Origin of the sequence: Shewanella sp. (assembly GCF_048265805.1) — a bacterium.
Classification (GTDB): Bacteria; Pseudomonadota; Gammaproteobacteria; order Enterobacterales; family Shewanellaceae; genus Shewanella.
The window spans coordinates 54,228-76,833 of record NZ_JBLXAT010000017.1; the positions used below are offsets into that span (position 1 = coordinate 54,228).

The window sequence follows — 22,606 nt, forward strand, 5'->3', positions numbered from 1 at the left end:
ATGACTAAGACGGCTAACGCTCTGTATCGGTTAAAGGATGAATAATGCCTCTATCTCGCGTTTTTAGGCTAAATGGCACCATCGGCTTCGCTATCGTGGGCAGTGTGCTGACATGGTCGAGTTTTGCCGCAGATCCCGCGGCAAAGCGGGTGGTGACTGAATCAGTCAGTTTTGAACATGAGATCACGCGCGTTGATGTGGTTGGTACTGCGGAAGCGCAACACTCGGTTGTGATCTATCCGGCAGTAGCAGAGCGGGTGGTACAAGTTAATTTCAATCCCGGTGACAAAGTGGCGGCGGGTGATGTATTGCTGCAGCTTTACGCAAGACGCCAGCAAGTGGCGTTGGAGCGGGCTCAGATCCAGCTAGCCGATGCAGAGCGCACCGTTGAACGACTGACTAACATTCGTCAGCAAGGCGCAGTGCCGCAAACCGATTTGGATGATGCCATCACCTTACGCGACCTAGCCAAAGTCAATCTTGAAGAAGCTCGAGTCGAACTGGAAGAACGATCCGTTCGTGCGCCATTTAGTGGCTATGTGGGCCTAACAGACGTCGAAGTGGGCGACCGCATCACACTGATTACTCCCATTACCAGCATCGACAGTCGTGACAAACTGTACGTGAATTTTCAAGCGCCGGAAACTGCATTTGCTTTGCTGCGCAGTAATACCGAAGTGCTATTGCGACCATGGAACAACCGCGCCGCCGAACTTCCTGCCACCATTGAGCAAGTTGACTCCCGTATCGATATCGCCAGCCGTACTGTACGTGCCCGTGCGGTGATTGATAACCGCGACGATCGCTTCCGCCCCGGCATGAGCTTTCGTGTGAGTTTACAAATTGTCGGTGACGCCTACGCCAAAATTCCTGAAGCTGCGCTCGCTTGGGGCGCCACGGGAGCTTACGTGTGGGTTGTCGAAAATGGGCAAGCGCAGCGGGTCGATGTGCAGATCAAACAGCGTCTCAAAGGGCGCATATTGGTTGCTGGTGAGCTTGATACCAAAACTCAACTGATCACCGAAGGTATTCAAAACTTACGCCTGCACCAAGCGGTTAACGCCACTGCCGCCGTAGCCGTGGTGAAGGAGTAACCGATGAGTCTGCAACATTACCTGCAAACCAGCGATCTCCCCTCATTATCGATTCGACGTCCGGTGCTGGTGGTCGTGTTCAACTTACTGATTATTATTGCCGGTATTGCGGCTATCAATGGTGTGGAAGTGCGGGAATTACCAGACGTTGATCGACCGGTCGTTACCGTTCGGGCCAACTTTCCCGGCGGCTCACCAGAAACCGTAGACACTGAAGTCACCAGTATTCTCGAAGGTGCTGCCGCGCGCGTCACCGGCGTGAAAAGTATTCGCGCTAACAGTGAAGAGGGCAATGCGCGCATCGTGGTCGAGTTTCGGCCGGGGATTGATCTCGATAACGCCGCCAACGAGATGCGTGAATCGGTCAGCCGTGTACAGCGTGAGCTGCCGGATGATGTTGAGCAGTTGTCGGTGATTAAAGCCGACAACGATGCCACTAGCGTAGTGAGTTTGGCTATCGCCAGTGATGAACTTGCGCTAGAAGAACTCACCGAGATTGTGGATGTCGATCTAGCGCCGCAGTTTTTGAGTGTGCCCGGCGTGGCCGATGTGCGGCTGACCGGTGACCGTGAACGGGTATTACGCGTAATGCTCGATCCGCTGCGGCTGACCAGCTTCCATCTATCGGTAACCGATGTCGCCACTGTCTTGGAGCAAGCGCCATTTGATGTGCCCGCTGGCAGTTTACGCTCGACCGATCAGCAACTGATTGTGCGGGCTGATGCCACATCAGTCACTGCTGAGCAGGTAGAGAACATTGTTATTCGGGGTGATATTCGCATTGGTGATGTGGCCTCGGTGTATTTCGGTCCCGCCGATGCGGGTTCTATTGTGCGCTTGGATGGACGGCCGATTATCGGCGTCGAGATTATTCGCCAAGCGCGTTCCAACACCATTGAGATTTCTGACGAAGTACTCGCGCTGGTTGAACGGCTCAAAGTGCGTTTTCCCAAACTGCAGATTTTAGTCACTTCTGATGATGCCGAATTTATTCGGGACTCGGTCAAAGAGGTGATCACCTCGCTGATCCTCACCGTGCTGTTGGTTGTGCTGACGCTGTGGATTTTTATCGGCCGTTGGCACGCTACTATTGTGCCTGCGCTATCTATCCCCGTCGCCTTGATTGGCTCGGTCGCCATTATTTGGGCGATGGGCTTTTCCATTAATATTTTGACCTTGCTGGCGCTGGTATTGGCCACTGGCTTGATTGTGGATGATGCTATTGTGGTATCAGAAAACGTGCAGCGCCGCCGTGCGATGGGGCTGGGGGCGCGTGCTGCCGCGGTGGTGGGCACTCGTGAAGTGTTTTTTGCGGTGGTGGCGACGACTGCGGTGCTGGCGGCGGTATTTATCCCCATCGCCTTTTTGCCATCAACTGCGGGGCGTTTATTCCGCGAGTTTGGCGGTGTATTGGCTGGCGCGGTGATTATCTCGTCATTTGTGGCGTTATCTTTAGTGCCCGCATTAACGGCGCGACTGCCACGAGAGGATGACGGTAAACGCAATCTTTTTGCCCCGCTTGGACAGCGGTTACTGACTTGGTATCAGGGCAGTCTGCGTTGGGTGTTGAATCACGCGTGGTTTACCTTCTTCGCTTGTGTCGCTGCGGCGCTTGGTTCGGCCGCATTGTATATGCAGCTGGATAACGAATTGCTGCCGAATGAAGACCGCGGCACCATTCGTATTTTCGCCCGCGGGCCAGATGGGGTGGGGCTTAACTTTATGGATCGCCAAGCGCAAAAGATGGAAGACATTCTGCTGCCGTTTGTCGAAAAAGGCGAAATTGAATCCATTTATTCTGTGGTTGGCCACTGGGACCCCAACATTGTGTTTATTACCGTGCCGCTGAAGCACTGGGACGATCGGCAAGAATCACAGCAAGACATTATCGACAAAATCCGCGACCCACTGAATGATATTCCTGGCGCGCCTGGACGTGCCTTTGGTGCCAACAGTTTGAACCTACGCGGGCAGGGCGGCGGTTTACAACTGGCGCTAACCGGTGATGATTACGAATCTATTTATCAGGCAGCGCTCGATTTTAGCCGCGCAATTGAGGAAAACTTGCCAGAACTAGGCACGCCGGATATTGGGTATAAACCCACTCAGCCACAGCTACGGGTGAACATTGATCGCCGCCGTGCCGAAGAGTTGGGGGTGTCGCTGCGCGATATCTCTTCTACCTTACGGGTAGCAATCAATGGGGATGATATTGCCGACTTAAACGTGGGCGATCAGTCAATTCCGATTATGCTGCAAGCCCACAATGGGGCGGTGAATGACCCAACTGACCTGTCGAACCTGTATGTCGGCTCGCAGTCGGGCGTGTTAGTGCCAATGTCGAGCTTAGCCACTATCAGCGAAGAGGGTGTAGCGGCCGAGTTGGAACGTCACGCACAGCGCCGCGCCATTAGCATTGAGATGGAATTGCCAGATGATGTGGCGATGAACGAAGCTGTTGACCAACTGCGGGAACTCGCGGATCAAACGCTGCCAGATAATATCGGCATGTTGTTCCAAGGCGAGGCGCTCACTTTTGAGGAAACTGCGCAAGACGTGATGCTGACCTACGTGCTGGCATTCATTATTGTATTGCTGGTATTGGCGGCGCAGTTTGAAAGCGTCAACAGCGCCATTGTGGTGATGCTTACCGTGCCATTTGGTATCGCTGCCGCCGTGCTAGCGCTGTATCTCACCAACACCTCGCTTAACATCTATTCGCAAATTGGTTTGGTGATGCTCATCGGGCTGTTAGCGAAAAACTCTATCTTGCTGGTGGAGTTTGCTGACCAGTTGCGTGACCGCGGCTTGTCGGTACGCGACGCGGTAGAAAAGGCGGCGCAGATCCGTTTACGTGCTATCGCCATGACGCTGTTTTCAACCTTGCTCGGTGGCTTGCCGTTAATTTTATCGACGGGTGCAGGGGCTGAAGCTCGTAACGCAATTGGTTGGGTGGTCTTTGGTGGTTTGGGCATCGCGGTGGTATTTACCTTATACCTGACCCCAGTGTTGTATTTGGCGTTAGCACGGTTCACTAAACCGCGTGGCGATGAAAGTGTCCGGCTGCATCAGGAGCTGAGCGAAGTCACCGAGCTGCCACATTAACCGCCAGTTAACCATAATAAGAAGAAGCCGCGCTGTTAATTCAGTGCGGCTTTTTACGTTAGGCAGACTCGGGCTTATTCGGCTTGGGCTGCTCATTGTCAAACCAATCCATGAAGCACTGTGCCCCTTGCTTGCCTGAATCTAACAGTGCTTGTTTGTGTTGCTCGTCGATATCAAAGTCAGTCGTTTTTACTCCGAGCGTATCAATGTAAACTGTGCGAGCCCAGTCATCACTATGTAGGTGAGTATTCTGCTGCGCTTCTAACACGGTATGCACCAACGCCCAAGTGTAATCAAATAGATGGTCAATCTGCCGATGTTCAATGGCTGACTGATCACGGATGACGGCAATTTCCTGCTTGCTATCTAAACGGAAACCTAAAGTTTGTTGGTTATAAACGTAGTCTCGCTGCTCAGCGGCTTGAACCGGTTGTTTCGCATTAAGACGTTGATAATAATCGGGTTCACGTACAGGGCAATTGATCAGATAACGTTTGCGATCAAATAATTTGACAGGATAGTTATTCAGTAAACCACCATCTACATATACATCACCGCGCAGGCTGCGCTTGGCAGCAAAAAACAGCGGAATCGACATAGAGATCCGTACCGCATCGGCGATAGCCACCGTGGGGGTATGTTCGTATGAGAACACCTCAGAGAATGAGGTCGATAAATTAGTACCAATAAAATAGAGCGACTTAAATGGATGTTCTGCCTTCATCGCTTCTAAATCCGCAAAAGTGGTTTCGCTGCTGCCAGTTTTGGCAGCGATGATGTTACCGATCCATTGCCGAAAGAAGTCACCGCGATACCAGCCAAACTCGGACAATAGCCGTTGGCTATCACGTATTATGCCCCAAGAGTCATCCATAAACTGATTAAAATCGAGTTGCCACAGTAGCTGGCGGGTTTCCTCTAAGCTATAACCTAGGCCAATCAACACGGCATTGATAGCTCCTGCTGATGTACCTCCAACGCGCACAATGTTGGCTAAGATCTGTCGTTGCTCCAGTAGCTCCAGCGCGCCAACGTAGGCAATCCCCTTAACGCCGCCGCCTTCAAATACTAGATTTTTAAATGGGTAGTTCATAGTCGCTCTCCTTAGCAAAAGTGCTGCCGTGCCTGAATGGCAACGTCAGAGGCTATCATAACGCCATTATTTGCGGATGTGGCAGGTTTATAGTGGCTTGAATCAGCCGAGAGCGGCGAAACTGTTTTCACTGCATTCAGGCATAAAAAAACGCCTGACTAGCAGGCGTTTTTTCGAGTAGGGCGCTAACTTACTTAGCGTTCATCAACGCAACAGCGTTATCCAGCATACGGTTGCTGAAGCCCCATTCGTTATCGTACCAAGACATGACTTTCACTAAACGGCCTTTCACGCGAGTTTGGGTCGCATCAAAGTTAGAAGAGAAAGCAACGTGGTTGAAGTCGATAGATACCAATGGCTCTTCGTTGATAGCCAACACTTCGTTCATTGGTGATGCTTGCGCTGCTTTAGCAACGATAGCGTTAACTTCTTCGATAGTTGTATCGCGAGAAGCGATGAACGACAAGTCAACCAGTGATACGTTCGCTGTTGGTACACGGACTGCCAAACCATCAAACTTGCCTTGCAGTTCTGGTACCACCAAACCTACCGCAGCAGCTGCGCCAGTTTTGGTTGGGATCATGTTCAGTGCCGCTGCGCGAGCACGGTGCATGTCTTTGTGGTACACGTCAGACAAACGTTGGTCGTTGGTGTAAGAGTGAATAGTGGTCATCAAACCAGATTCAATACCCAGTGCATCGTTCAACGGTTTGGCGATAGGTGCCAAGCAGTTGGTTGTACATGATGCGTTAGAGATAACGGTCATGTCTGCTGTCAGTACGTCGTTGTTAACGCCGTAAACCACAGTAGCATCAACGTTTTTCGCTGGAGCAGAGATGATCACTTTTTTCGCGCCAGCAGTCAGGTGTGGTTGCGCAGTTTCTTTGCTGGTAAAAATACCAGTACATTCAAACACTACGTCCACTTTCAAATCACCCCAAGGCAATTTTGCTGGATCACGTTCAGAGAAAGTCAGGATCTTGTCGCCGTTAACATAGATAGCTTCATCATCATGTTCAACAGAAGCGTTAAAACGGCCATGTACAGTATCGTACTTAGTCAGGTGAGCATTGATTGATGAGTCGCCCAAGTCGTTAATTGCTACGATTTCGATTGGGTATTTTTTGTCGCTTTCATAAAGCGCCCGCAATACGTTGCGTCCGATACGGCCATAGCCGTTAATTGCTACGCGGATAGTCATTTCGTATCCCTCAGATATACTTAGAAACTGGTTGTAAAATTACAAAACTGCAGGATTTAGTCAAGCGCAATCGCCCACAAAACCCGAAATCTGGCCAATCCATCTACCATTCTTTTGGTTTCTTCCCGAAACTGAAAAATAGTTAAGAAACACTAACAATGTTGGCAAGTTATTTGTATGACAAAATGGTGCGTTAGTCAAACTAAACTGCGTGGTTTTGCTGGCGATTTATCACGCAATTTAAACGTAATATTACTTGCTATGACTACTGCTTGCGGCACTTTGGGCAACAATGGCGCGAAACTTCTCGGCCCACCGGCTGCTGCGAAAATCACCATCCTTAATTGTGTCGACCAAATCTTCTGCTTGCTCGTCTAACTGCTTAACCAATGCTGGATTACCGCCCACCGATGCACTCATCTGCTGTTGATTGGCGTTACGCCCCGTCAGCAACAGATTAGCTTTCTCAAACAAGTAACGCTCTTCAGCATAACCTAAATAATGAAAAGCCGTAGCTGTCCCAAGCAGCCAATCAGGTTGGAACTGCTCTGGTGACACTTGCTCCAACGCGGCGATGTAAAGCGATAGGGCTTTTTCTGGTTGAACTTTTAGATAATGAACCGCCAGTGCCGTTAGGATCTGCGGATCGCTGATTTGGCCTTGCTTCTCCGCCTCGAGCAGACGGTGCAAGCCCTGTTCGTTACTCCGATGTGTCCATTGGTAAAAAGAAAGGTAGGGGGTTTTGGCATCGCTAACACTGGCCTGCAGCTCAGCCAATGATTGCGAACTTAAGCCGTAGGCGCGTGCTCGTACACTGGTACGGATGGGATTATTAACATGTTGCACGCCAGCCGCGAGACCAATGCATTTGTTATACGCCTCTAAGTTAAGCAATAAATTGTATAGCAGTTTGTCTTGCTGCTGCTCTTGCTGCTGCTCTTGCGCTGATTTTACCGCCAAACGGTTGCTGACGAGGTTAGCGCGTTCCACTTTACACCAGCCATCGGTATGCAAATCTTCACAAATTTCGGGATTATTTTTACAGATTCTCTCGGTCGGACTGAGCCTATCACAGCCCTGAAGCAGGGATATGAAACAAAATGACGTAATTAACCCCAAATAGCGCTGCATATTAGTGCTCCTGAAGGTGAAAAATATAATAAAATTACATAGTTAGCTTTTATTTATTGCTGGTCACTTTATCAGCTTTTCATTAAGATATAGCCAGCCATAATCGCTACTGCCGAATAGAGCATCTTAAAATTATGGTCATTTCTTTTGGTTACTCAATGAATTCGGATGATTAAATTGGAATTCTGAGATTAAAGGATATCTACATGAGCGCGGACAAACATCTGAAAAGTTGGCAAGAACGTTTTGAATTAGCGGAGGAAATGCAGCCCATTATCGGTAAACTCTACCGAAACCAGGGCGTAGAAGTTGTTGTTTATGGCCGACCACTATTAAACGCTTCTACGATTGAAATCATCAAAGCCCACCGGTTAGTGAGACGTTTTGTTGGGGAAAAACTGCGTCTTCGAGAAAGCTATCCATTTATAGCAGCATTAAGCAAATTACCTGTACGCCAATGCAAAGTCGACATTGGCAAATTGGCGGTAAAATACTGGCAGCAGCACGACAGCACTGACCAAATCGCTTCCTACATGCAGCAAGCATTAGCTGATGCCATTGCCTGTAAAGATGAAGTGGAACCACGGAATGTGGTGCTGTATGGCTTTGGCCGTATCGGCCGTCTATTGGCGCGGCTACTCATCGCTCGCAGCGGCCAAAGTAACAAGTTGTGCCTACGTGCAATTGTGTTACGCGGCGGCCGCGATGGTGATTTAGAAAAACGCGCCAGTTTACTGCGCCGTGATTCAGTACACGGCCCATTTAACGGCTCAGTAGAAGTAGATATCGAAAACAATGCCATTATTGCTAACGGCACTTACATTCAAGTGATCTACGCGAACTCGCCAAACGAAGTTGACTACACCAAATATGGTATCGACAACGCGCTTGTGGTTGATAACACCGGTATTTGGAAAGATGAAGCCGGTCTTGGCCAACATCTGCAATGCCCTGGTGCTGCAAAAGTGCTGCTGACGGCTCCAGCGAAAGGCAATATCAAAAATATCGTTTATGGGGTAAACGATAACGATATTACTGCCGAAGACGTTATCTGTTCCGCTGCCAGCTGCACCACCAACGCGATTACCCCAGTATTGAAAGCCATCAATGACGGTTACGGTATTTTGAGTGGTCACGTGGAAACTATTCACTCTTATACCAACGACCAAAACCTGATTGATAACTACCATAAAGCGGATCGCCGTGGCCGCAGTGCACCACTTAATATGGTGATCACTGAAACGGGCGCCGCCAAAGCCGTTGCCAAGGCGTTGCCAGTACTGGCAGGTAAACTGACGGGGAACGCCATTCGAGTGCCAACGCCAAACGTATCGTTAGCCATTCTCAGCCTTAACTTAGGTAAAGAGACAAGCAAAGACGATATCAACGACTATCTCAAAAATGCGGCGCTGCATTCGCCGCTGCAAAACCAAATTGATTACACCGATTCAACCGAGATCGTCTCTAGTGACTTAGTTGGCTCCCGTTATGCCGGGGTAGTGGACTCGCAAGCGACCATCGCTGAAGAGAATCGCGCCAATATCTATGTATGGTACGACAACGAGTACGGTTATAGCTGTCAGGTTGTCGGCGTGATGCAAAAAATGCTGGGGCTTAACTTCATCAACTTGCCGTTGTCAGAATAATTCCAATCCTTTTTTGTCGTGGGCAGCGGTGGTAATTTCGCCGCTGCCTATTTTGTCTTTACGATAACAACCTACTGAAATTGCTAAAATATTTGACAAGTTATACCAAATTGAACAAATAGGCAGCATACAACGCAAAAAAGGCACTTTTTGCTAAATCATTGATTGACACCTAACGCTAAATCCGTAGAATTCCATCCCGCAGTCAACGACAACTTCTCGTTAACGGCAAATGCGACATTAGCTCAGTTGGTAGAGCGATACCTTGCCAAGGTATAGGTCATCGGTTCGAACCCGATATGTCGCTCCAAAGATGGCGCGATGGCAGAATGGCTATGCTGCGGATTGCAAATCCGTCGATCTCGGTTCGACTCCGGGTCGCGCCTCCATTACTCGATGCCCGAGTGGTGGAATTGGTAGACACAAGGGATTTAAAATCCCTCGCTGGTTACAGCGTGCCGGTTCAAGTCCGGCCTCGGGTACCATTTCATCGAGTAATGCAATTAAGAGGTTAAGCATAAAAGCTAACCTCTTTTTTATGCCTGCAATTCGCCACCTAATACTCGCCTAATATTTTTGGTGGTCGGCGCTATCAATATCTCCTACTTAGTATCTTGGCTATCATGCTTAAGCCCTGTCCACCTTTTACCGAATTTAACTCTCTAATACCCTGTGTCAGCGATTTGATTGCGCTACAAGTTCCTTGTCGATTGGCCTTGGGCTAACTTCTCGCCAGCATCCACGTTCTGTAAGGCTTAAACGTTTTCGCTCTGGTGAAGTAGCTCCGCTCTCATCGTGGCAGTGTGGTGAACAACGCTATGGTGAGATAAAGCTTCATTCCCTAACCAGATAATCCCAAGAACACATGGCAGTTTGATTAAAAAAGATTGTTGTTGAGATTGTTACGTGTTACTTCCACTCCTGCACAGAAGAAGAGGAAAAGTATCACTTCCTCTGATGATGTATTTGATGGGAAACTGATATATTACTCACCTACAGTCGATTCAAAGTGTGTGTTGTTAATGGTCTAATGGGGTAACCGCTCGCGCGGGCCAATAAAAAGGATATTTATCAAATCATGGGATGAATTAACAAATGTTCAGCGTGCCGTTATTGGTATGTTGCTGGTTATCGTCGCAGCTATTCTCCCAGAGATCGCGTTTGTCATTCATCTCGGTGGCATGGATGTAGCGTTTGCTCTTATCTTCGCGAGCTTTGCGCCTTTCATTGTTTGGGCTTCCGGAAAACTAGCTTCTCTAAAAAGTGCTGTCATTTTGGCGTATGTAGCTTACCGGCAAAGTGCATCTGCTAAACCATCGGTATTTGCGTTGCAGGCGTCATTCTGTGTAATTGCCTTGCGCACAGGTGCCATGGCTATAGCATTCTTTATGCTCGGCATGGTATTAAACGGGGTCTTGGTCTAGGTGTACACCACAAACCACTTAAGTCGCTGCCTACTCGTTGGATCGCTCATTTATGTCGAACACCAAGCTGCTGACAGTCTAACTCTCTATTTCTAAACATGTTTCATTGAAGCCCCAACAGACTTCGTTGCTTGCCTGTTGGATATTAGACGTTATTTTTTCTGTATCGTGCCTCAATCTATACCACTCAGACTACAGGCTGTGGATACAAGTCTCTGGCAGATAAAAAAGACCGTACTGGCGGCCTTTTGCTATTTGTTGGCATCTTAAAACTACTCTGCTTGCTCGCTATTGAGATCCATATGCATATGGATTAACCGTTCCTCCATGTCGAAGGTCACGGTAAAGCCCAACGTTTTGGCTAAGTTAGCCATGCTACGGTTTTCAAACATGGTAAAGCCCGTAAGAATTTGGGTGCCGCTGGCTTTGAAATAGGTGATCAGTTTTTCTAACAGCAGTTTACCGATGCCAATCCCTTGGTGTGAGCCGCGTACTGCCATGGCAAATTCCGCTTCGGTATTGTCAGGATCAATCGAGGCTCTCACCGCGCCAAGGGTAATATCTTCGCCGTTTTCATCTTTAATAGTGGCGATAAATGCCATCTCACGGGCGTAATCAATCTGTGTTAGTACCGCCATCTCTTCATGAGTCATTTGTGAGCGGACACCAAAATAGCGTTTATAGCGGTCTTCATCGCTGAGTGAATTGTCAAACGCAAGATGCTTGGGTTCATCTTCAGGCAGGATAGGGCGCAGCATCACTTGCAAGCCGTTACGTAGCGTAGCGTATTCTTCTAGCTCTTTCGGGTATGGCAATATCGCCAGCCGTGCTGCATTATCTTTAACTTGCTGGGTGAGCTGAATATTTACATCCAGTAGCGTAATAGTGGTGCCAGAGGCCAATACCGGATTGAGATCTAACCGTTCGATCTCTGGGCAATCAATAATCAAGTTAGATATTTGCGTCAACATGCGGCACACCGCCATCATGTCTAGGCCGTTGGGCAAATGACGGTCATGCACTTTGCCGGTCTTTAAACCTTGGATCACCATATAACGTGCTAGAGCCAAGTTTAGCGGCGGCAGTGCCACGGCGGCATCGCGCGTCGGTTCCCATTCGGAGCCGCCTTCGCCTAACATAATAGCGGGGCCAAACACGGGGTCGTTGATGACGGCGACACGTAGCTCTTGTGCACCGGCGGTGAGCGCCATGCGCTGCACTATCATGCCTTCGATACGTGCATCAGGATTTGCGGCACGCACTCGGCTGGTAATGGCTTCGGCTGCTTGCCGTACTTCGTCGGCGTTGGTGAGGTTAAGCATTACGCCGTGTACGTCTGACTTATGCAAAATATCAGGCGATTGAATCTTTAACGCGACTGGATAGCCATGTTCGTCGGCAATCGCAATTGCCGCATCGGCGTCGGCAACCAACCATGTGTCGATGGTATTCAAGCCATAGGCCGATAAAATATCACGCGCATCATGGGTTTCTAACACTTGGCGATGACAATTTAACGCCTGTTGTAACAGCCGATGGGCGGTGGCACTGTCGGCGTTGGCGGTAAATGTTTGTGGAACTTCCTGCAGCAACTTTTGGTTACGCCGAAATTCGACCATATGCATGAAGGCGCGCACTGCACCTTCCGGCGTGCGATAGGTGGGAATACCCGCTTTAGAAAAATGACGCCGCGCTTGGTAAGCGGAATCCTCGCCGCTCCAGTTGGTCATCACGTTTACGCGATGTTTACGCGGATGTTGTTTAACGGTCTGAATCAACGCATCGGCAATGGCGTTACCGTCACCCAAGGCTGAAGGGGAGTGCAGCACCAGCACTGCATCTAGCTCATCGCTGTCCATCAAAATGGTCAGCGCTTCGCAATAGCGTTTAGGATCTGCATCACCAATGATATCGACCGGATTTTGCTTCGACCAGGTGGTGGGCAATACTTGATTCAGCTTGGCTACCGTTTCGCTAGATAATTGCGCTAGCTTGCCACCTTTAATGATCAACTCATCTACGGCGAGTACCGCTGGGCCGCCGCCGTTGCTGAGAATGCACAAGCGTTCACCCTGTAGCGGGTTTAAGTGCGCCAAGCTTTCTAACGCGGCAAATAGCTCGACCAGATCGGTGACGCGCAACATCCCGGCACGTCGAAATGCCGCTTCATATACCGCATCATTACCTTGATCTGCGCCCGTGTGGTGCCTTGCCGCCAAGCTGCCTTCGCTACTTCGGCCAGACTTAATCACCAAAATTGGTTTGTGGCGCGATGCTGCGCGGGCAGCAGACAAAAAGCGCAGTTTGTCGCTGATAGAATCCACATAGAGCATGATGGCCGAGGTGCGCGAATCGCGGCCGAGATAATCAAGCAACTCATCAAAATCAATATCGCTGGCATCGCCAAGCGAGATAAAAGCGGAGAAGCCAATGCCTTTATTGTTGGCCCAGTCCAGCACTGTGGTACATACCGCAGCAGACTGCGACACAAACGCGATCTTGCCCGATAGCCCAGAGGTATGTGCTAATGTGGCGTTGAGGTGGAGATTGGGCAGCATGATCCCCAAGCTGTTCGGCCCCAAAATCCGCATACCGTAGCGTTTAGCATGTTCAAGCATCTGATCGCACAACGAACGCTGCTGCTCATCTTGCAATTGGCTCATACCCGAGGCGATAACAATGGCCGTTTTACAGCCAAATTGTGCCAGTGTTTCAATAATGGCGGGTACTCGCTCGCCGTGGGTACACACAATGGCGAGATCGGGCTTAATCGGCAAAGACTCAATATTGGGGTAGGCCAGCACGCCCATAATGGCGGTCGCCTTTGGGTTCACTGGCATAATCGGCCCTTCAAAGCCGCTAGCCATCAGGTTTTTCATTACCACCGAGCCTGCACGAGCAGGGGAGTTAGACGCGCCAATAACGGTGATGGATTTCGGCGTAAACAGGTTACGAATGCTGCGCTGGCTCATGGGGATTTTCCATAAAAGAAAATTGACCTGTGGAGCATGATTCCACGGGCCAATGATTTCAACAATAGGCTAAACGTCCAAGCGTTACGTTACCATAAACAAGGCGTTATACCTTAAATTTCACCACCACATCTTTGAGCTGATGCCCAAGGCTAGCTGCCGAACCAATGGCGTTGCGGCTGCTATCTACCACTGAAATGGTTGCTTGGCTGCGGTCAGCCAAATCCACCAAGTTGCGGCTTATTTCTTCTGTAACGTTGGCTTGTTGGTCAGTTGCTGATGCGGTTTGCACAGACATCTGATTCACCCGCTCGGTAGATTGGCGGATCTGCTCTAACGCGGCATGAGTTTGTTGACTCAGTGCTACGCTTTCAGCTACCAAACCCGCGCCTTGCTTAATTGAGGCGACAGCCGTTTTGACACCTTGTTGCAGTGCATCAATCATCTTCTGAATATCTTTAGTGGATTGCTCTGTGCGTCCAGCGAGTGTTCGCACCTCGTCTGCTACCACCGCGAACCCACGTCCTTGCTCACCCGCTCGGGCTGATTCAATCGCCGCATTGAGCGCTAACAGGTTGGTTTGCTCGGCAATTTCGCTGATCACATGCAGCACCGAGGTGATATTATTTGAGGTCACTTCTAATTGCTGAATTACGCTGACGGCGTTGTCTACCGAAGTGGATAGCTGGTTAATTTTATTGACGGCATTTTGCAGAACCTCAGCACCGTTATCAGTAAGTCCGCTGACACTATCAATTTCGTGGGCGGTTTCCTGTGCCAAAGAGGCAACCTCGCGCACAGATGCGGCCATCTCGTTAACAGCGGTGACAATTTGCTCTACCGACTGGCCTTGGTAATGAATCAACTCGCTGGTTTGTCCCGATTGCTCATCTAGCTGTTCTACTTGATTACTGAGCGAACTTGAATGATCGACCACGGTGGCAAACATCTGCTGTAGCTGCGCGATAAACTCATTGGTCGCAACCACCAGATGATCAATCTCCGCCAGATTGGACGGCTTCAAGCGTCGAGTCAGGTCGCCATCGCCTTGGCTTAACGCTTTAATCTTCTGCGTGATATCGTCCAGCACCTTAGCCACTAAGCGCGGCCCAAAGAATGAAGATAGCAGGGCAAATAACACCATTAAAACGGTGATCGTTTTTACAGCCACGCCCAGCTTCGCGGCATAGCTGTTGGCTTCTTCGCTGACTTGATGTGCTTGCAAATCGGCCGCTTCACCTGCGGCATTGTAGATTTTTCGCAGTGCCGAAAAATGGCTATTCGAGTCTTCAAGATAATGCGCCATTGCAGCGGATGTATTACCTGTTTGTACTATCTTAATAGTGGTAACTGTGTCCTGTTGCCACTGGCTGAACACCGCATCAAACCCCGCGACCGAAGCCTCTACTTGCGGGTAGCTCTGCATGAGTGATAGGAAACTCTGCATACGTTCTTGCGCTTGCTGCAAGTTCTCATTAATCGCATCTATCTGCCTTTGCTGCTTTGCTTCAGTGTCAGCTGACGTGATGAGCTGTAGCTCAGCAAGTTTGGCCTGATATAAATCTCTGTCCGCGTTTAAAATCGCCGAAATCGCCACATTGAATTCATTCCCTAATTTTTCCGTTGCATCCTCTGCATGACTGCTACGAAATTCATCGATAACCGCCAACGCGATTAAGGCCAGTCCTAAAGCCGCAAACAGCAGGGTAAAGCGAGCACGTAGGGAATTGAACATCAAAGTAACCTCTCAATTTAAATCTGCGTATCTTGAGTGTAGAACAGATTCCGGAGGTTGCTAGAAATTAACCAAGGTAACTAATTGAATTTAAAGATAGTTAATACCACCTTTGGCGTAAAACTATCGTCTAGAGTTATGGCGCGGCAAAAGTGACCTCAATAAAAGGTAATATGAATACCTTTTAGTTACACTTTAGGTTACCTTTTTGTGTGATATAACTAGCTGTATTTATGGCCTATAGCGGCGTCCAGAATCAGGCTCACTTTTGCCACTTTTTGATGCGCGGTTTTGCGGGAATTTCGCGAGAGTTTCGCGGGTGAGGGTATTAAACAAAAAAGCCTAGCTAAAATTGCTAGGCTTTTCAGTATCTTATTTGGTCGGTGTGAGAGGATTCGAACCTCCGACCCCTGACACCCCATGACAGTGCGCTACCGGGCTGCGCTACACACCGAGAGTTGTGACGATAATCATCATCAGCGCAGTTATCGTGGCAGCACTTTAGCAAGAGCCGCCACACTGCGCAAGTAGCAATTATCTTGTTATATGTTAATTGCTTAGATTATGTCCGTCCGCTTTTGTGTGTGCTAATGGCCGTAGAAACGGCGGCCTTCGCGCATGACATCCAATAACTCTGGCGCGCTCATCTTTTTGCGTAGGCGTTGCGAGTAATCTTCGTTGTAGATGCGGTATTTACCATGTCGGTCAATCACGGTGATTTCGTTTTCTTGGTAGATGGCAAACACGCGGTTATCTCCCACGTACAACCATGTTGAGTCATCTGGTTGCAGTAGGTGGCGGCCGGCGCTGTAGTCACTTGGTGGGTTGGTACAACCTAGCACCTGCGTCATTAACGTGGGCACAATGCCGTAATGGCTGCTGCGATAGTTAACTTGGCTACTGCTGGCTTCCGGCCAGTGGATAACCAAAGGGACTTTTACGTTGTCTGGCGACAGGTTATGGCGTGCTTCATCCATATTACTGGTGAACACTTTGCCGTTAACGCCCGTCACGATGATGATGGTGTTCTGCGGCAGTGACTCAATCAAACGTTGCAACTGTTGGTCAACAAAGTTGAGCGATTGGCGGTACTGGTTGAACAGGACTTTTTGAGCTGGTTTCAACTCATTGGCTGATCGAATCGTTTCAACTCCAAGGAAGCCTACTGGCGTGTCGTAGTCTTCTGTTGACCGTAAGTTGAGTAGGGCAAACCAGTGGCCTTGCTGTTGGTGGCGCCATTGATTAAAGCTGTCGATGTTGCTGATATCCGCCATGGCACTGCCCATCGATTCATCGGCTAAGTGCATGTCGAAATCGTTAAAAATCGCTTTAGGTTTAGCGGAATCTACATTGGATGCCACGCTAAACATATCGACTTGATATTGTTCGTTCTTCAAGGTTTGCGTCAGCAGCGGTGAGGTGAAATCTAAGTCCACTGAATCCATGTAGCTGCCTTGCAGGCCGTACAGCAGGGAGAACATACCGCTATAGAATTGGTTACCGCCACTAAAGTGGTTGGTAAAGCGCGTGTTGCGCTGTGAAAACTCGTGGAAGAAGGGCATGGTTTGCGCGTCAATGAGATCACTTCTAAAGCTGTCAATCGCGACCACTAATACATTGGGATGTTGCTGTTGCGGCATTTTGCACTGCAATGGATGCAGCGGATACTGCAAACTTTTCTCATACGGCAGTGATGATAAGCTGCTGCCATCAATACCATGGTTTTCCATAAAGGTTTTAGCAGTCGCTGGGTAAGAGATTGGGTAAGCATCATCAAAGCGGGTGATGGCGGTAACTTCCGCGGCATCGGCCCAAATATGTACTAGATGGCTACTGACAAAGCACACACCGATAACGGCAACTAACTTGTTGCCGACGTTACGGCGCTGAATGCGGTCGATACGTTTCCACAGCGCATTGGCGAGCACTAGTTCGATCACTAATACAATCAGCGGGGTGACAAACACCGATACCCCTTGCAGCAGACTATTAAGGTCGGCAAAGGCTAAATCAAACGCGAACGGGCTCAAGTGCATGCCGTATTCACGGTAGATAACCGCATCGTACAGCAAGGCACAAATACCGATAGTGGCGACTATGGCTGCATATCCGCGCAGAATGCGCGAGTAGGGCAGCAATAATGTCACAGGGAAGATAAAAACGAGGTAAACAATGAAAGCAAGAAAGCTGAAGTGGCCTAAGGTAGAAATAGCTAAGTAACCCCAGCCGATGATGCTGTCAGGAAAACCTACCGTACTCAAATAGCGCACGCCCGCCACCATAGCGAGTAGGCCATTGAAAAAGGCAAACCAGTGACCCCAGTTTACCAGTCTTGATACTTGATCCCTGACGAGTTGCTTTTTACGCTCCACCTTGGATTCCCATCTCTTGCTTTTATTTCGATATCTTAATGCGTTACCAACGAAAATTGCTATTCGTTAACGTAAAGATTGTGTCAGTGCCTTAGCAAATTGCTCGGCCAGCTGCGCTTTACTCTCGGGATTAACACGAGTAGTCAGCAGATGCGATACCGTGTTGCCTAGCGCCATCAGGCTAAGATCAACAGGGGTTTGATATTTTTCTAACACTGCCAGCAGCTCGGCGATCAGAGCTTCAACTTCAGCGTTGGTGTATTTAGATTGAAGTGCCATATTGAAAAAATTCACTCTTTAACGACTTAGCGGCATATAATAACGGATTTACAACGGACTAGCACTAACGCCCATGAGTATTCACGTCGAACAAGCCATTATTCACTCAATTATTCAAGATAAAGATGGACAACTCTCGTGCCGCTTGCGCCCGCAACCGCTGCTGAACGGCAATGCGGTTGAAGCCATTGTGGCAGAATTACACCAAGGCTATTCGGCGAAAGCCGGTAAAGGTTTTGGTTTTTTCGGCGTTAACGGTGATGACGGCGAAGCCAATCCTGCGTTTAAAGAAGCATTACGTGATTACACGCTGGGGAAGCAAGGCTTTGTCGAGTTTTCGGCGTTGGCGGGTAATCTATTACAACAAGAGTTGTCAAAATACGATTTCAGCCAAGGCGGTTTCTTGCTGCTGGCATGCTATACCTACCTTGCCAGTGATTACCTGTTTGTGGCGTTGCTTAATGCCAAACCATCCATGACCGTTTTGGATGACATGGAACTTAGCCAAAACACGCACTTGGATTTGGCGAACTTGCAACTCGCTGCGCGTATCGATTTGACAGAGTGGCAAGCGGATGAAGACTCTCGCAAATATATCTCGTTTGTGCGTGGGCGCGCCGGCCGTAAAGTGGCTGACTTTTTCCTCGACTTTATGGGTTGTGTTGAGGGTGTTAACCCAAAAATGCAAAGCAAGCAGTTGATGCAAGCGGTAGAAGACTTTGTCGCCGAAAGTGATATGACCAAAGAAGAGCGTCAAACCTGCCGTGATCGCGTATTTGAATATTGTACCGAGCAAGTCGACGCTGGCAGTGAAGTGATGCTGAAAGACTTGGCAGATGAGTTGGCCGAATCTGGTATGGATTCATTCTACGATTTTGCTGCTGGTGGTGAATATGCGCTGGAAGAGGAGTTTCCTGCGGATAAATCCACCTTGCGCCAATTGAAAAAATTCTCTGGCACTGGCGGCGGCGTGTCGTTGAGTTTTGATAGCACCCATCTGGGGGAGCGGGTGATTTATGATCCCGTGTCGGACACCATTATGATTAAAGGCGTGCCAGCAAATTTGAAAGATCAGTTGGATCGCCGCCTAAAAGGTGACTAACCATTAGCGGTGGTTGCTGGATAACAATAAAGCGCCCAATGGGCGCTTTCAGATTAATGACAAACCCCGGTTTTTTAGCCGGGGTTTGTTTTATTAGGCTTGTTATGGGAAACGCTCTTCTTGGCTCTTATCTTTACACCAACCACGATGATGTGGAGTGTTCGCTCATGCCAGCTGGGAAATCTGCCTGTTAAGGCTTATTAACACGCATTTTCCCTGATAAAAAGGCGATAAAAAGGCCACGAGGGCCATCTTCTTGATGTTTTGTGCAACGGCGGCCAGCAAACATTGCATTTGCACTTTCGCTAATCCTCTAAACCGCGCATATCGGTGACCATGATGCTGTTTGGCGTCGGCAAAGCTACGCTCTACCGTCTCTTTTCGTCGCTTGTATATCTTCTGCCCTGCGCCACTTAACCGTAGCTCTCGGCAAGCTTCCTTATCCTCTTCCCACACGTGTCGTGTGAGGGTTTTTTTGAACTGTTTGCTCTTGGTGCAGGCTGTACGCTGCGGGCAGTGTTGGCAGATGCTCGGAGTTGATTGGTACAATTTGTAGCCATGGCGGTCGGTGGTGCTGTAACGAAGCACTTCCCCTTGTGGGCAGTAGTATGTGTCTGTCTCGGCATCATAAGTGAAATGCTTTTTCTTTAAGGTGTTCTTACTGGCGTTAGGTCTACGGTAAGCGATGATGGGGGCGATTTGGCGTTCTTGGATAAGATGACACACGGGGGCGGTAAAGTAACCGGCATCTAGGCCGACGGCGATGGGGGTTAACTGGAAGCGCGCTAATTGGCGGTCTAACCGCGCAATGTAAGGTTGGCTGTCATGTACGTTACCGGGCGTGACGAAGGTGTCGGTAATGATGCCATATCGGCCATCAACGGTACGGTGGTCGAGGTAAAAAAAGCCTTGAGGTTTGCCTTCTCGCGTCATAAAACCGCTTTCTGGATCTGTAGTGCTCACTTTTTGTGAATGGGTTTTGCTGCTCGGTTTCGCGGCCTTTAATGGCTTTTTATCATGGGCGATGCGGTCTTGCTCTACCGCTTTATCCAGCTCAGCAATGTATGCGGATGTACTGGCTCCTACGGTTTGATTGATGGCTTTACGTTTATTCGCACTGGCTTTGAGGTGGGTACTATCTGTGTATAAGGTGTAGCCACCTATCAAATGCTGTTCAATGGCTTGCTCTACGATACGGTCAAAAATCCGTTGAAATATATCGGTGCCATTAAAGCGGCGAATGCGGTTTTGGCTAAGCGTGGAGGCATCAGGGACTTTCTCTGTTAATCCCATTCGTAAAAACCAGCGGTAGGCCACGTTAACGTGGATTTCCTGCATTAAGCGCCGCTCGCTCGGTACGCCAAACAGATAACCGAGGAGCATGATTTTGAACAGTCGCACGGGGTCAATCGGCGGGCGTCCATTATCTTTGCAATAGAGATGTTCAACTTCAGCGCGGATAAATTCGAAATCGATGGCGGCATCGACTTTACGTACCAGATGGTCTTTGGGCACAAGCTCTTCGAGAGTGACCATTTCTAACTGGTATTGTTGTGGTGCAGGAGTTTTGAGCATAAGCGTGAGCCTTCAAATCAACTCACTTCATTAGATCAAAGTCCTAGATTGACGTCCAGGACTTTGTCAGCAGTCTGCAACGGATGCCAATGGCATCCGTTTTTTATTGTCGCTAACCCAGCGAGCACTTAGGCTTTTAAGCCAATCACTTCGCGCATGCTGTTCAGTAAACGGCGATCAGTACGGGCTTTTTTCAGCTTACGGATACTTTCACGCAGCGCATCTTTCGCAATACGCGCGTAGATACCATCAGTATCTTGCTGCGACAGCTCTTGCTCGCTATCGCCCTGCTTTTCAGCCAGTTGTTGACCCACCATGCTCAGTTGTAACCATGCGGCAGCGATGAAGAAACCATGGAAGTGAGCTTTTGGCAGCAACTTAGTCGCACTGGCTGGCAAGCTGATCCATGCTTCCTCAAAGGTTGCCGTGTTATCGGCCAGTAGTTCATCAAACAAGCTGTCGTAGGCTTCACGCAGGCCTTCAGGCAATTTATCCATCGGCAACACAGTGCCGCAGATATTTACCGCCGCGGTATATGCATGCTCGCGGTATTCTGGAGTTTGTTGGCTCATATCGATTCCCAAAACTAAAACGGCGGCAAGTATAGCATTGGCGCGAATGCTTTAGCAGCGCTGATTAGCACTGCATTCCATAGCACAAATTTGCTATGATGCGCCCCACCTAACTCTCCAGCAGCCCGATGCCGATGACAGACTCGCCGCCCAGCTTTGACGCTAGCTTACTCAATCAGCTGGCCCGCGATATCAAACAGTGGGGGCTGGAGTTGGGGTTTGCCAAAGTCGGTATTTGCGATATCGATTTAAGCGCCGAAGAGCCAAAACTCCAGCAGTGGCTAGCCAAAGGCTATCACGGTGAGATGAGTTACATGGCTAACCACGGCATGATGCGCGCGCGTCCTGCCGAGCTGCATCCCGGCACCGTGCGCGTTATTTCGGTACGGATGGATTACCTGCCGCCACAAGCTGGGTTTGCCAAGAACCTGCAAGATCCCACCAAAGCGTATATCTCCCGTTATGCAGGCGGCCGCGATTATCACAAATTGATGCGTAACCGCTTAAAGCAGTTAGGCGAACGGATCAACCAAGCGCTCGCTGAACTCGACCTGCCCGACAGTGGCTACCGGCCGTTCGTTGACTCTGCGCCCATTTTAGAACGTCCGCTAGCCGCTAAAGCAGGCTTGGGCTGGACGGGCAAACACTCGCTGATTTTGGCGAAAGAATCGGGCAGTTGGTTTTTCCTCGGCGAATTGCTGATCAATCTGCCGCTGCCGGTCGATATTCCAATGGCGGATCAATGTGGTAAATGTGTAGCCTGTATTACCTCCTGCCCTACTGGCGCCATTGTCGAACCCTACGTGGTCGATGGCCGCCGCTGTGTGTCATACCTGACTATTGAATTACAGGGTGCGATTCCGTTGGAGTTTCGGCCGCTGTTAGGCAACCGTATTTATGGTTGTGATGATTGTCAGTTGGTGTGTCCCGTCAACCGTGATGCGCCGTTAACTGAGGAAGAAGATTTCCACATTCGGCCACAACTGAAGCAGATGTCGTTGCTGGCGCTGTTTGCATGGGATGAAGCCACTTTTCTAAAACATACCGAAGGCAGTGCGATTCGCCGCATCGGTCATCAACGCTGGCAACGCAATATTGCGGTAGCGTTAGGCAATGCGCCCTACAGCGCGGAAATAGTGGCCGTATTAGCACAAACACGCACTACGGCGAGTGAATTGGTGGCAGAGCACATCGATTGGGCACTAGAGCAGCAACGACAAAAGCAGCAAGCGGCACCGAGCGATGATCGCAAACAGCAGCGCCTGCTACGTATTATCGAAAAAGGCTTACCACGGGACGCCTAAG

The 22,606-nt window shown here is 49.4% G+C and carries 15 protein-coding genes and 4 tRNA genes; 9 read left to right on the forward strand and 10 right to left on the reverse strand.

Annotation, left to right across the window (positions count from 1 at the left end):
- The first annotated feature begins 44 nt into the window (after positions 1 to 44).
- Together ACN0TT_RS12755 and ACN0TT_RS12760 are read left to right on the forward strand one after the other, a co-directional pair.
- The gene (locus tag ACN0TT_RS12755; protein ID WP_417762540.1) at positions 45 to 1,094 is read left to right on the forward strand and encodes an efflux RND transporter periplasmic adaptor subunit; all 1,050 of its coding nucleotides are present in this window, start codon (positions 45 to 47) and stop codon (positions 1,092 to 1,094) included.
- A gap of 3 nt (positions 1,095 to 1,097) precedes the next feature.
- Entirely contained in the window at positions 1,098 to 4,199 is a 3,102-nt protein-coding gene (locus ACN0TT_RS12760; protein ID WP_417762541.1) for an efflux RND transporter permease subunit, read from the forward strand.
- Between the two features lie 58 nt (positions 4,200 to 4,257).
- Here ACN0TT_RS12760 and ACN0TT_RS12765 read toward each other — a convergent pair whose 3' ends face one another.
- From ACN0TT_RS12765 to ACN0TT_RS12775, 3 genes are all read right to left on the reverse strand, one after another.
- The gene (locus ACN0TT_RS12765) at positions 4,258 to 5,292 is read right to left on the reverse strand and encodes a patatin-like phospholipase family protein (RefSeq protein WP_417762542.1); all 1,035 of its coding nucleotides are present in this window, start codon (positions 5,290 to 5,292) and stop codon (positions 4,258 to 4,260) included.
- A 190-nt stretch (positions 5,293 to 5,482) separates the two neighbouring features.
- A complete protein-coding gene (gene gap / locus ACN0TT_RS12770) occupies positions 5,483 to 6,493 on the reverse strand; it encodes a type I glyceraldehyde-3-phosphate dehydrogenase (protein WP_417762543.1) in 1,011 nt (336 codons plus the stop codon).
- Positions 6,494 to 6,745: 252 nt separating this feature from the next.
- A complete protein-coding gene (locus tag ACN0TT_RS12775; RefSeq protein ID WP_417762544.1) occupies positions 6,746 to 7,624 on the reverse strand; it encodes a DUF2989 domain-containing protein in 879 nt (292 codons plus the stop codon).
- 206 nt (positions 7,625 to 7,830) lie between these two features.
- Between ACN0TT_RS12775 and ACN0TT_RS12780 the strand changes: the two genes are divergently transcribed.
- The 5 genes from ACN0TT_RS12780 to ACN0TT_RS12800 all read left to right on the forward strand — a co-directional run bounded on the left by ACN0TT_RS12780 (position 7,831) and on the right by ACN0TT_RS12800 (position 10,694).
- Positions 7,831 to 9,270: a glyceraldehyde-3-phosphate dehydrogenase gene (locus tag ACN0TT_RS12780; RefSeq protein WP_417762545.1), complete on the forward strand. Its 1,440-nt coding sequence runs from the start codon at positions 7,831 to 7,833 to the stop codon at positions 9,268 to 9,270.
- Positions 9,271 to 9,504: 234 nt separating this feature from the next.
- Positions 9,505 to 9,580 (forward strand) — tRNA-Gly (locus ACN0TT_RS12785).
- A 5-nt stretch (positions 9,581 to 9,585) separates the two neighbouring features.
- A tRNA-Cys gene (locus ACN0TT_RS12790) sits at positions 9,586 to 9,659 on the forward strand.
- A gap of 9 nt (positions 9,660 to 9,668) precedes the next feature.
- Positions 9,669 to 9,755 (forward strand) — tRNA-Leu (locus tag ACN0TT_RS12795).
- A 633-nt stretch (positions 9,756 to 10,388) separates the two neighbouring features.
- On the forward strand, positions 10,389 to 10,694 hold the full coding sequence (locus ACN0TT_RS12800) for a hypothetical protein (protein ID WP_417762546.1): 306 nt from the start codon (positions 10,389 to 10,391) through the stop codon (positions 10,692 to 10,694).
- 272 nt (positions 10,695 to 10,966) lie between these two features.
- On the opposite strand, the gene ACN0TT_RS12805 is transcribed toward ACN0TT_RS12800, so the two are convergent.
- The 5 genes from ACN0TT_RS12805 to ACN0TT_RS12825 form a co-directional block, all read right to left on the reverse strand.
- Positions 10,967 to 13,666 (reverse strand): bifunctional acetate--CoA ligase family protein/GNAT family N-acetyltransferase, encoded by a 2,700-nt coding sequence (locus tag ACN0TT_RS12805; protein ID WP_417762547.1) that lies wholly within the window; start codon positions 13,664 to 13,666, stop codon positions 10,967 to 10,969.
- Positions 13,667 to 13,772: 106 nt separating this feature from the next.
- Entirely contained in the window at positions 13,773 to 15,401 is a 1,629-nt protein-coding gene (locus ACN0TT_RS12810) for a methyl-accepting chemotaxis protein (RefSeq protein ID WP_417762548.1), read from the reverse strand.
- A 377-nt stretch (positions 15,402 to 15,778) separates the two neighbouring features.
- A tRNA-Pro gene (locus ACN0TT_RS12815) sits at positions 15,779 to 15,855 on the reverse strand.
- 133 nt (positions 15,856 to 15,988) lie between these two features.
- Positions 15,989 to 17,773 carry a DUF3413 domain-containing protein gene (locus ACN0TT_RS12820; protein WP_417762549.1) on the reverse strand — a complete coding sequence of 595 codons (1,785 nt, stop codon included), beginning with the start codon at positions 17,771 to 17,773 and terminating at the stop codon, positions 15,989 to 15,991.
- 66 nt (positions 17,774 to 17,839) lie between these two features.
- Positions 17,840 to 18,052, reverse strand: coding sequence for a DUF1414 domain-containing protein (locus tag ACN0TT_RS12825; protein ID WP_417762550.1), 213 nt, complete (start codon positions 18,050 to 18,052; stop codon positions 17,840 to 17,842).
- Between the two features lie 73 nt (positions 18,053 to 18,125).
- Here ACN0TT_RS12825 and yejK point away from each other — a divergent pair, with 73 nt between their 5' ends.
- The gene (yejK, locus tag ACN0TT_RS12830) at positions 18,126 to 19,154 is read left to right on the forward strand and encodes a nucleoid-associated protein YejK (RefSeq protein ID WP_417762551.1); all 1,029 of its coding nucleotides are present in this window, start codon (positions 18,126 to 18,128) and stop codon (positions 19,152 to 19,154) included.
- A gap of 165 nt (positions 19,155 to 19,319) precedes the next feature.
- On the opposite strand, the gene ACN0TT_RS12835 is transcribed toward yejK, so the two are convergent.
- Both ACN0TT_RS12835 and ACN0TT_RS12840 read right to left on the reverse strand, forming a co-directional pair.
- Positions 19,320 to 20,729, reverse strand: a complete 1,410-nt coding sequence (locus tag ACN0TT_RS12835) for an IS1182 family transposase (protein WP_417762552.1) — start codon at positions 20,727 to 20,729, stop codon at positions 19,320 to 19,322.
- 128 nt (positions 20,730 to 20,857) lie between these two features.
- Positions 20,858 to 21,301 (reverse strand): DUF3069 domain-containing protein, encoded by a 444-nt coding sequence (locus ACN0TT_RS12840; RefSeq protein WP_417762553.1) that lies wholly within the window; start codon positions 21,299 to 21,301, stop codon positions 20,858 to 20,860.
- Between the two features lie 134 nt (positions 21,302 to 21,435).
- On the opposite strand from ACN0TT_RS12840, the gene queG reads away from it, so the two are divergent.
- Complete coding sequence (queG, locus tag ACN0TT_RS12845) at positions 21,436 to 22,605, forward strand: tRNA epoxyqueuosine(34) reductase QueG (RefSeq protein ID WP_417762554.1); 1,170 nt, start codon at positions 21,436 to 21,438, stop codon at positions 22,603 to 22,605.
- Position 22,606 lies beyond the last annotated feature (1 nt).

Coding starts and splice junctions, on each gene's coding strand:
- gap (WP_417762543.1), bottom strand. CDS start 6,493: ATGACTATCCGCGTAGCAATTAACGGCTATGGCCGTATCGGACGCAAC.
- queG (WP_417762554.1), top strand. CDS start 21,436: ATGACAGACTCGCCGCCCAGCTTTGACGCTAGCTTACTCAATCAGCTG.
- yejK (WP_417762551.1), top strand. CDS start 18,126: ATGAGTATTCACGTCGAACAAGCCATTATTCACTCAATTATTCAAGAT.
- ACN0TT_RS12775 (WP_417762544.1), bottom strand. CDS start 7,624: ATGCAGCGCTATTTGGGGTTAATTACGTCATTTTGTTTCATATCCCTG.
- ACN0TT_RS12780 (WP_417762545.1), top strand. CDS start 7,831: ATGAGCGCGGACAAACATCTGAAAAGTTGGCAAGAACGTTTTGAATTA.
- ACN0TT_RS12840 (WP_417762553.1), bottom strand. CDS start 21,301: ATGAGCCAACAAACTCCAGAATACCGCGAGCATGCATATACCGCGGCG.
- ACN0TT_RS12805 (WP_417762547.1), bottom strand. CDS start 13,666: ATGAGCCAGCGCAGCATTCGTAACCTGTTTACGCCGAAATCCATCACC.
- ACN0TT_RS12800 (WP_417762546.1), top strand. CDS start 10,389: ATGTTGCTGGTTATCGTCGCAGCTATTCTCCCAGAGATCGCGTTTGTC.
- ACN0TT_RS12765 (WP_417762542.1), bottom strand. CDS start 5,292: ATGAACTACCCATTTAAAAATCTAGTATTTGAAGGCGGCGGCGTTAAG.
- ACN0TT_RS12760 (WP_417762541.1), top strand. CDS start 1,098: ATGAGTCTGCAACATTACCTGCAAACCAGCGATCTCCCCTCATTATCG.
- ACN0TT_RS12755 (WP_417762540.1), top strand. CDS start 45: ATGCCTCTATCTCGCGTTTTTAGGCTAAATGGCACCATCGGCTTCGCT.
- ACN0TT_RS12810 (WP_417762548.1), bottom strand. CDS start 15,401: ATGTTCAATTCCCTACGTGCTCGCTTTACCCTGCTGTTTGCGGCTTTA.
- ACN0TT_RS12825 (WP_417762550.1), bottom strand. CDS start 18,052: ATGGCACTTCAATCTAAATACACCAACGCTGAAGTTGAAGCTCTGATC.
- ACN0TT_RS12835 (WP_417762552.1), bottom strand. CDS start 20,729: ATGCTCAAAACTCCTGCACCACAACAATACCAGTTAGAAATGGTCACT.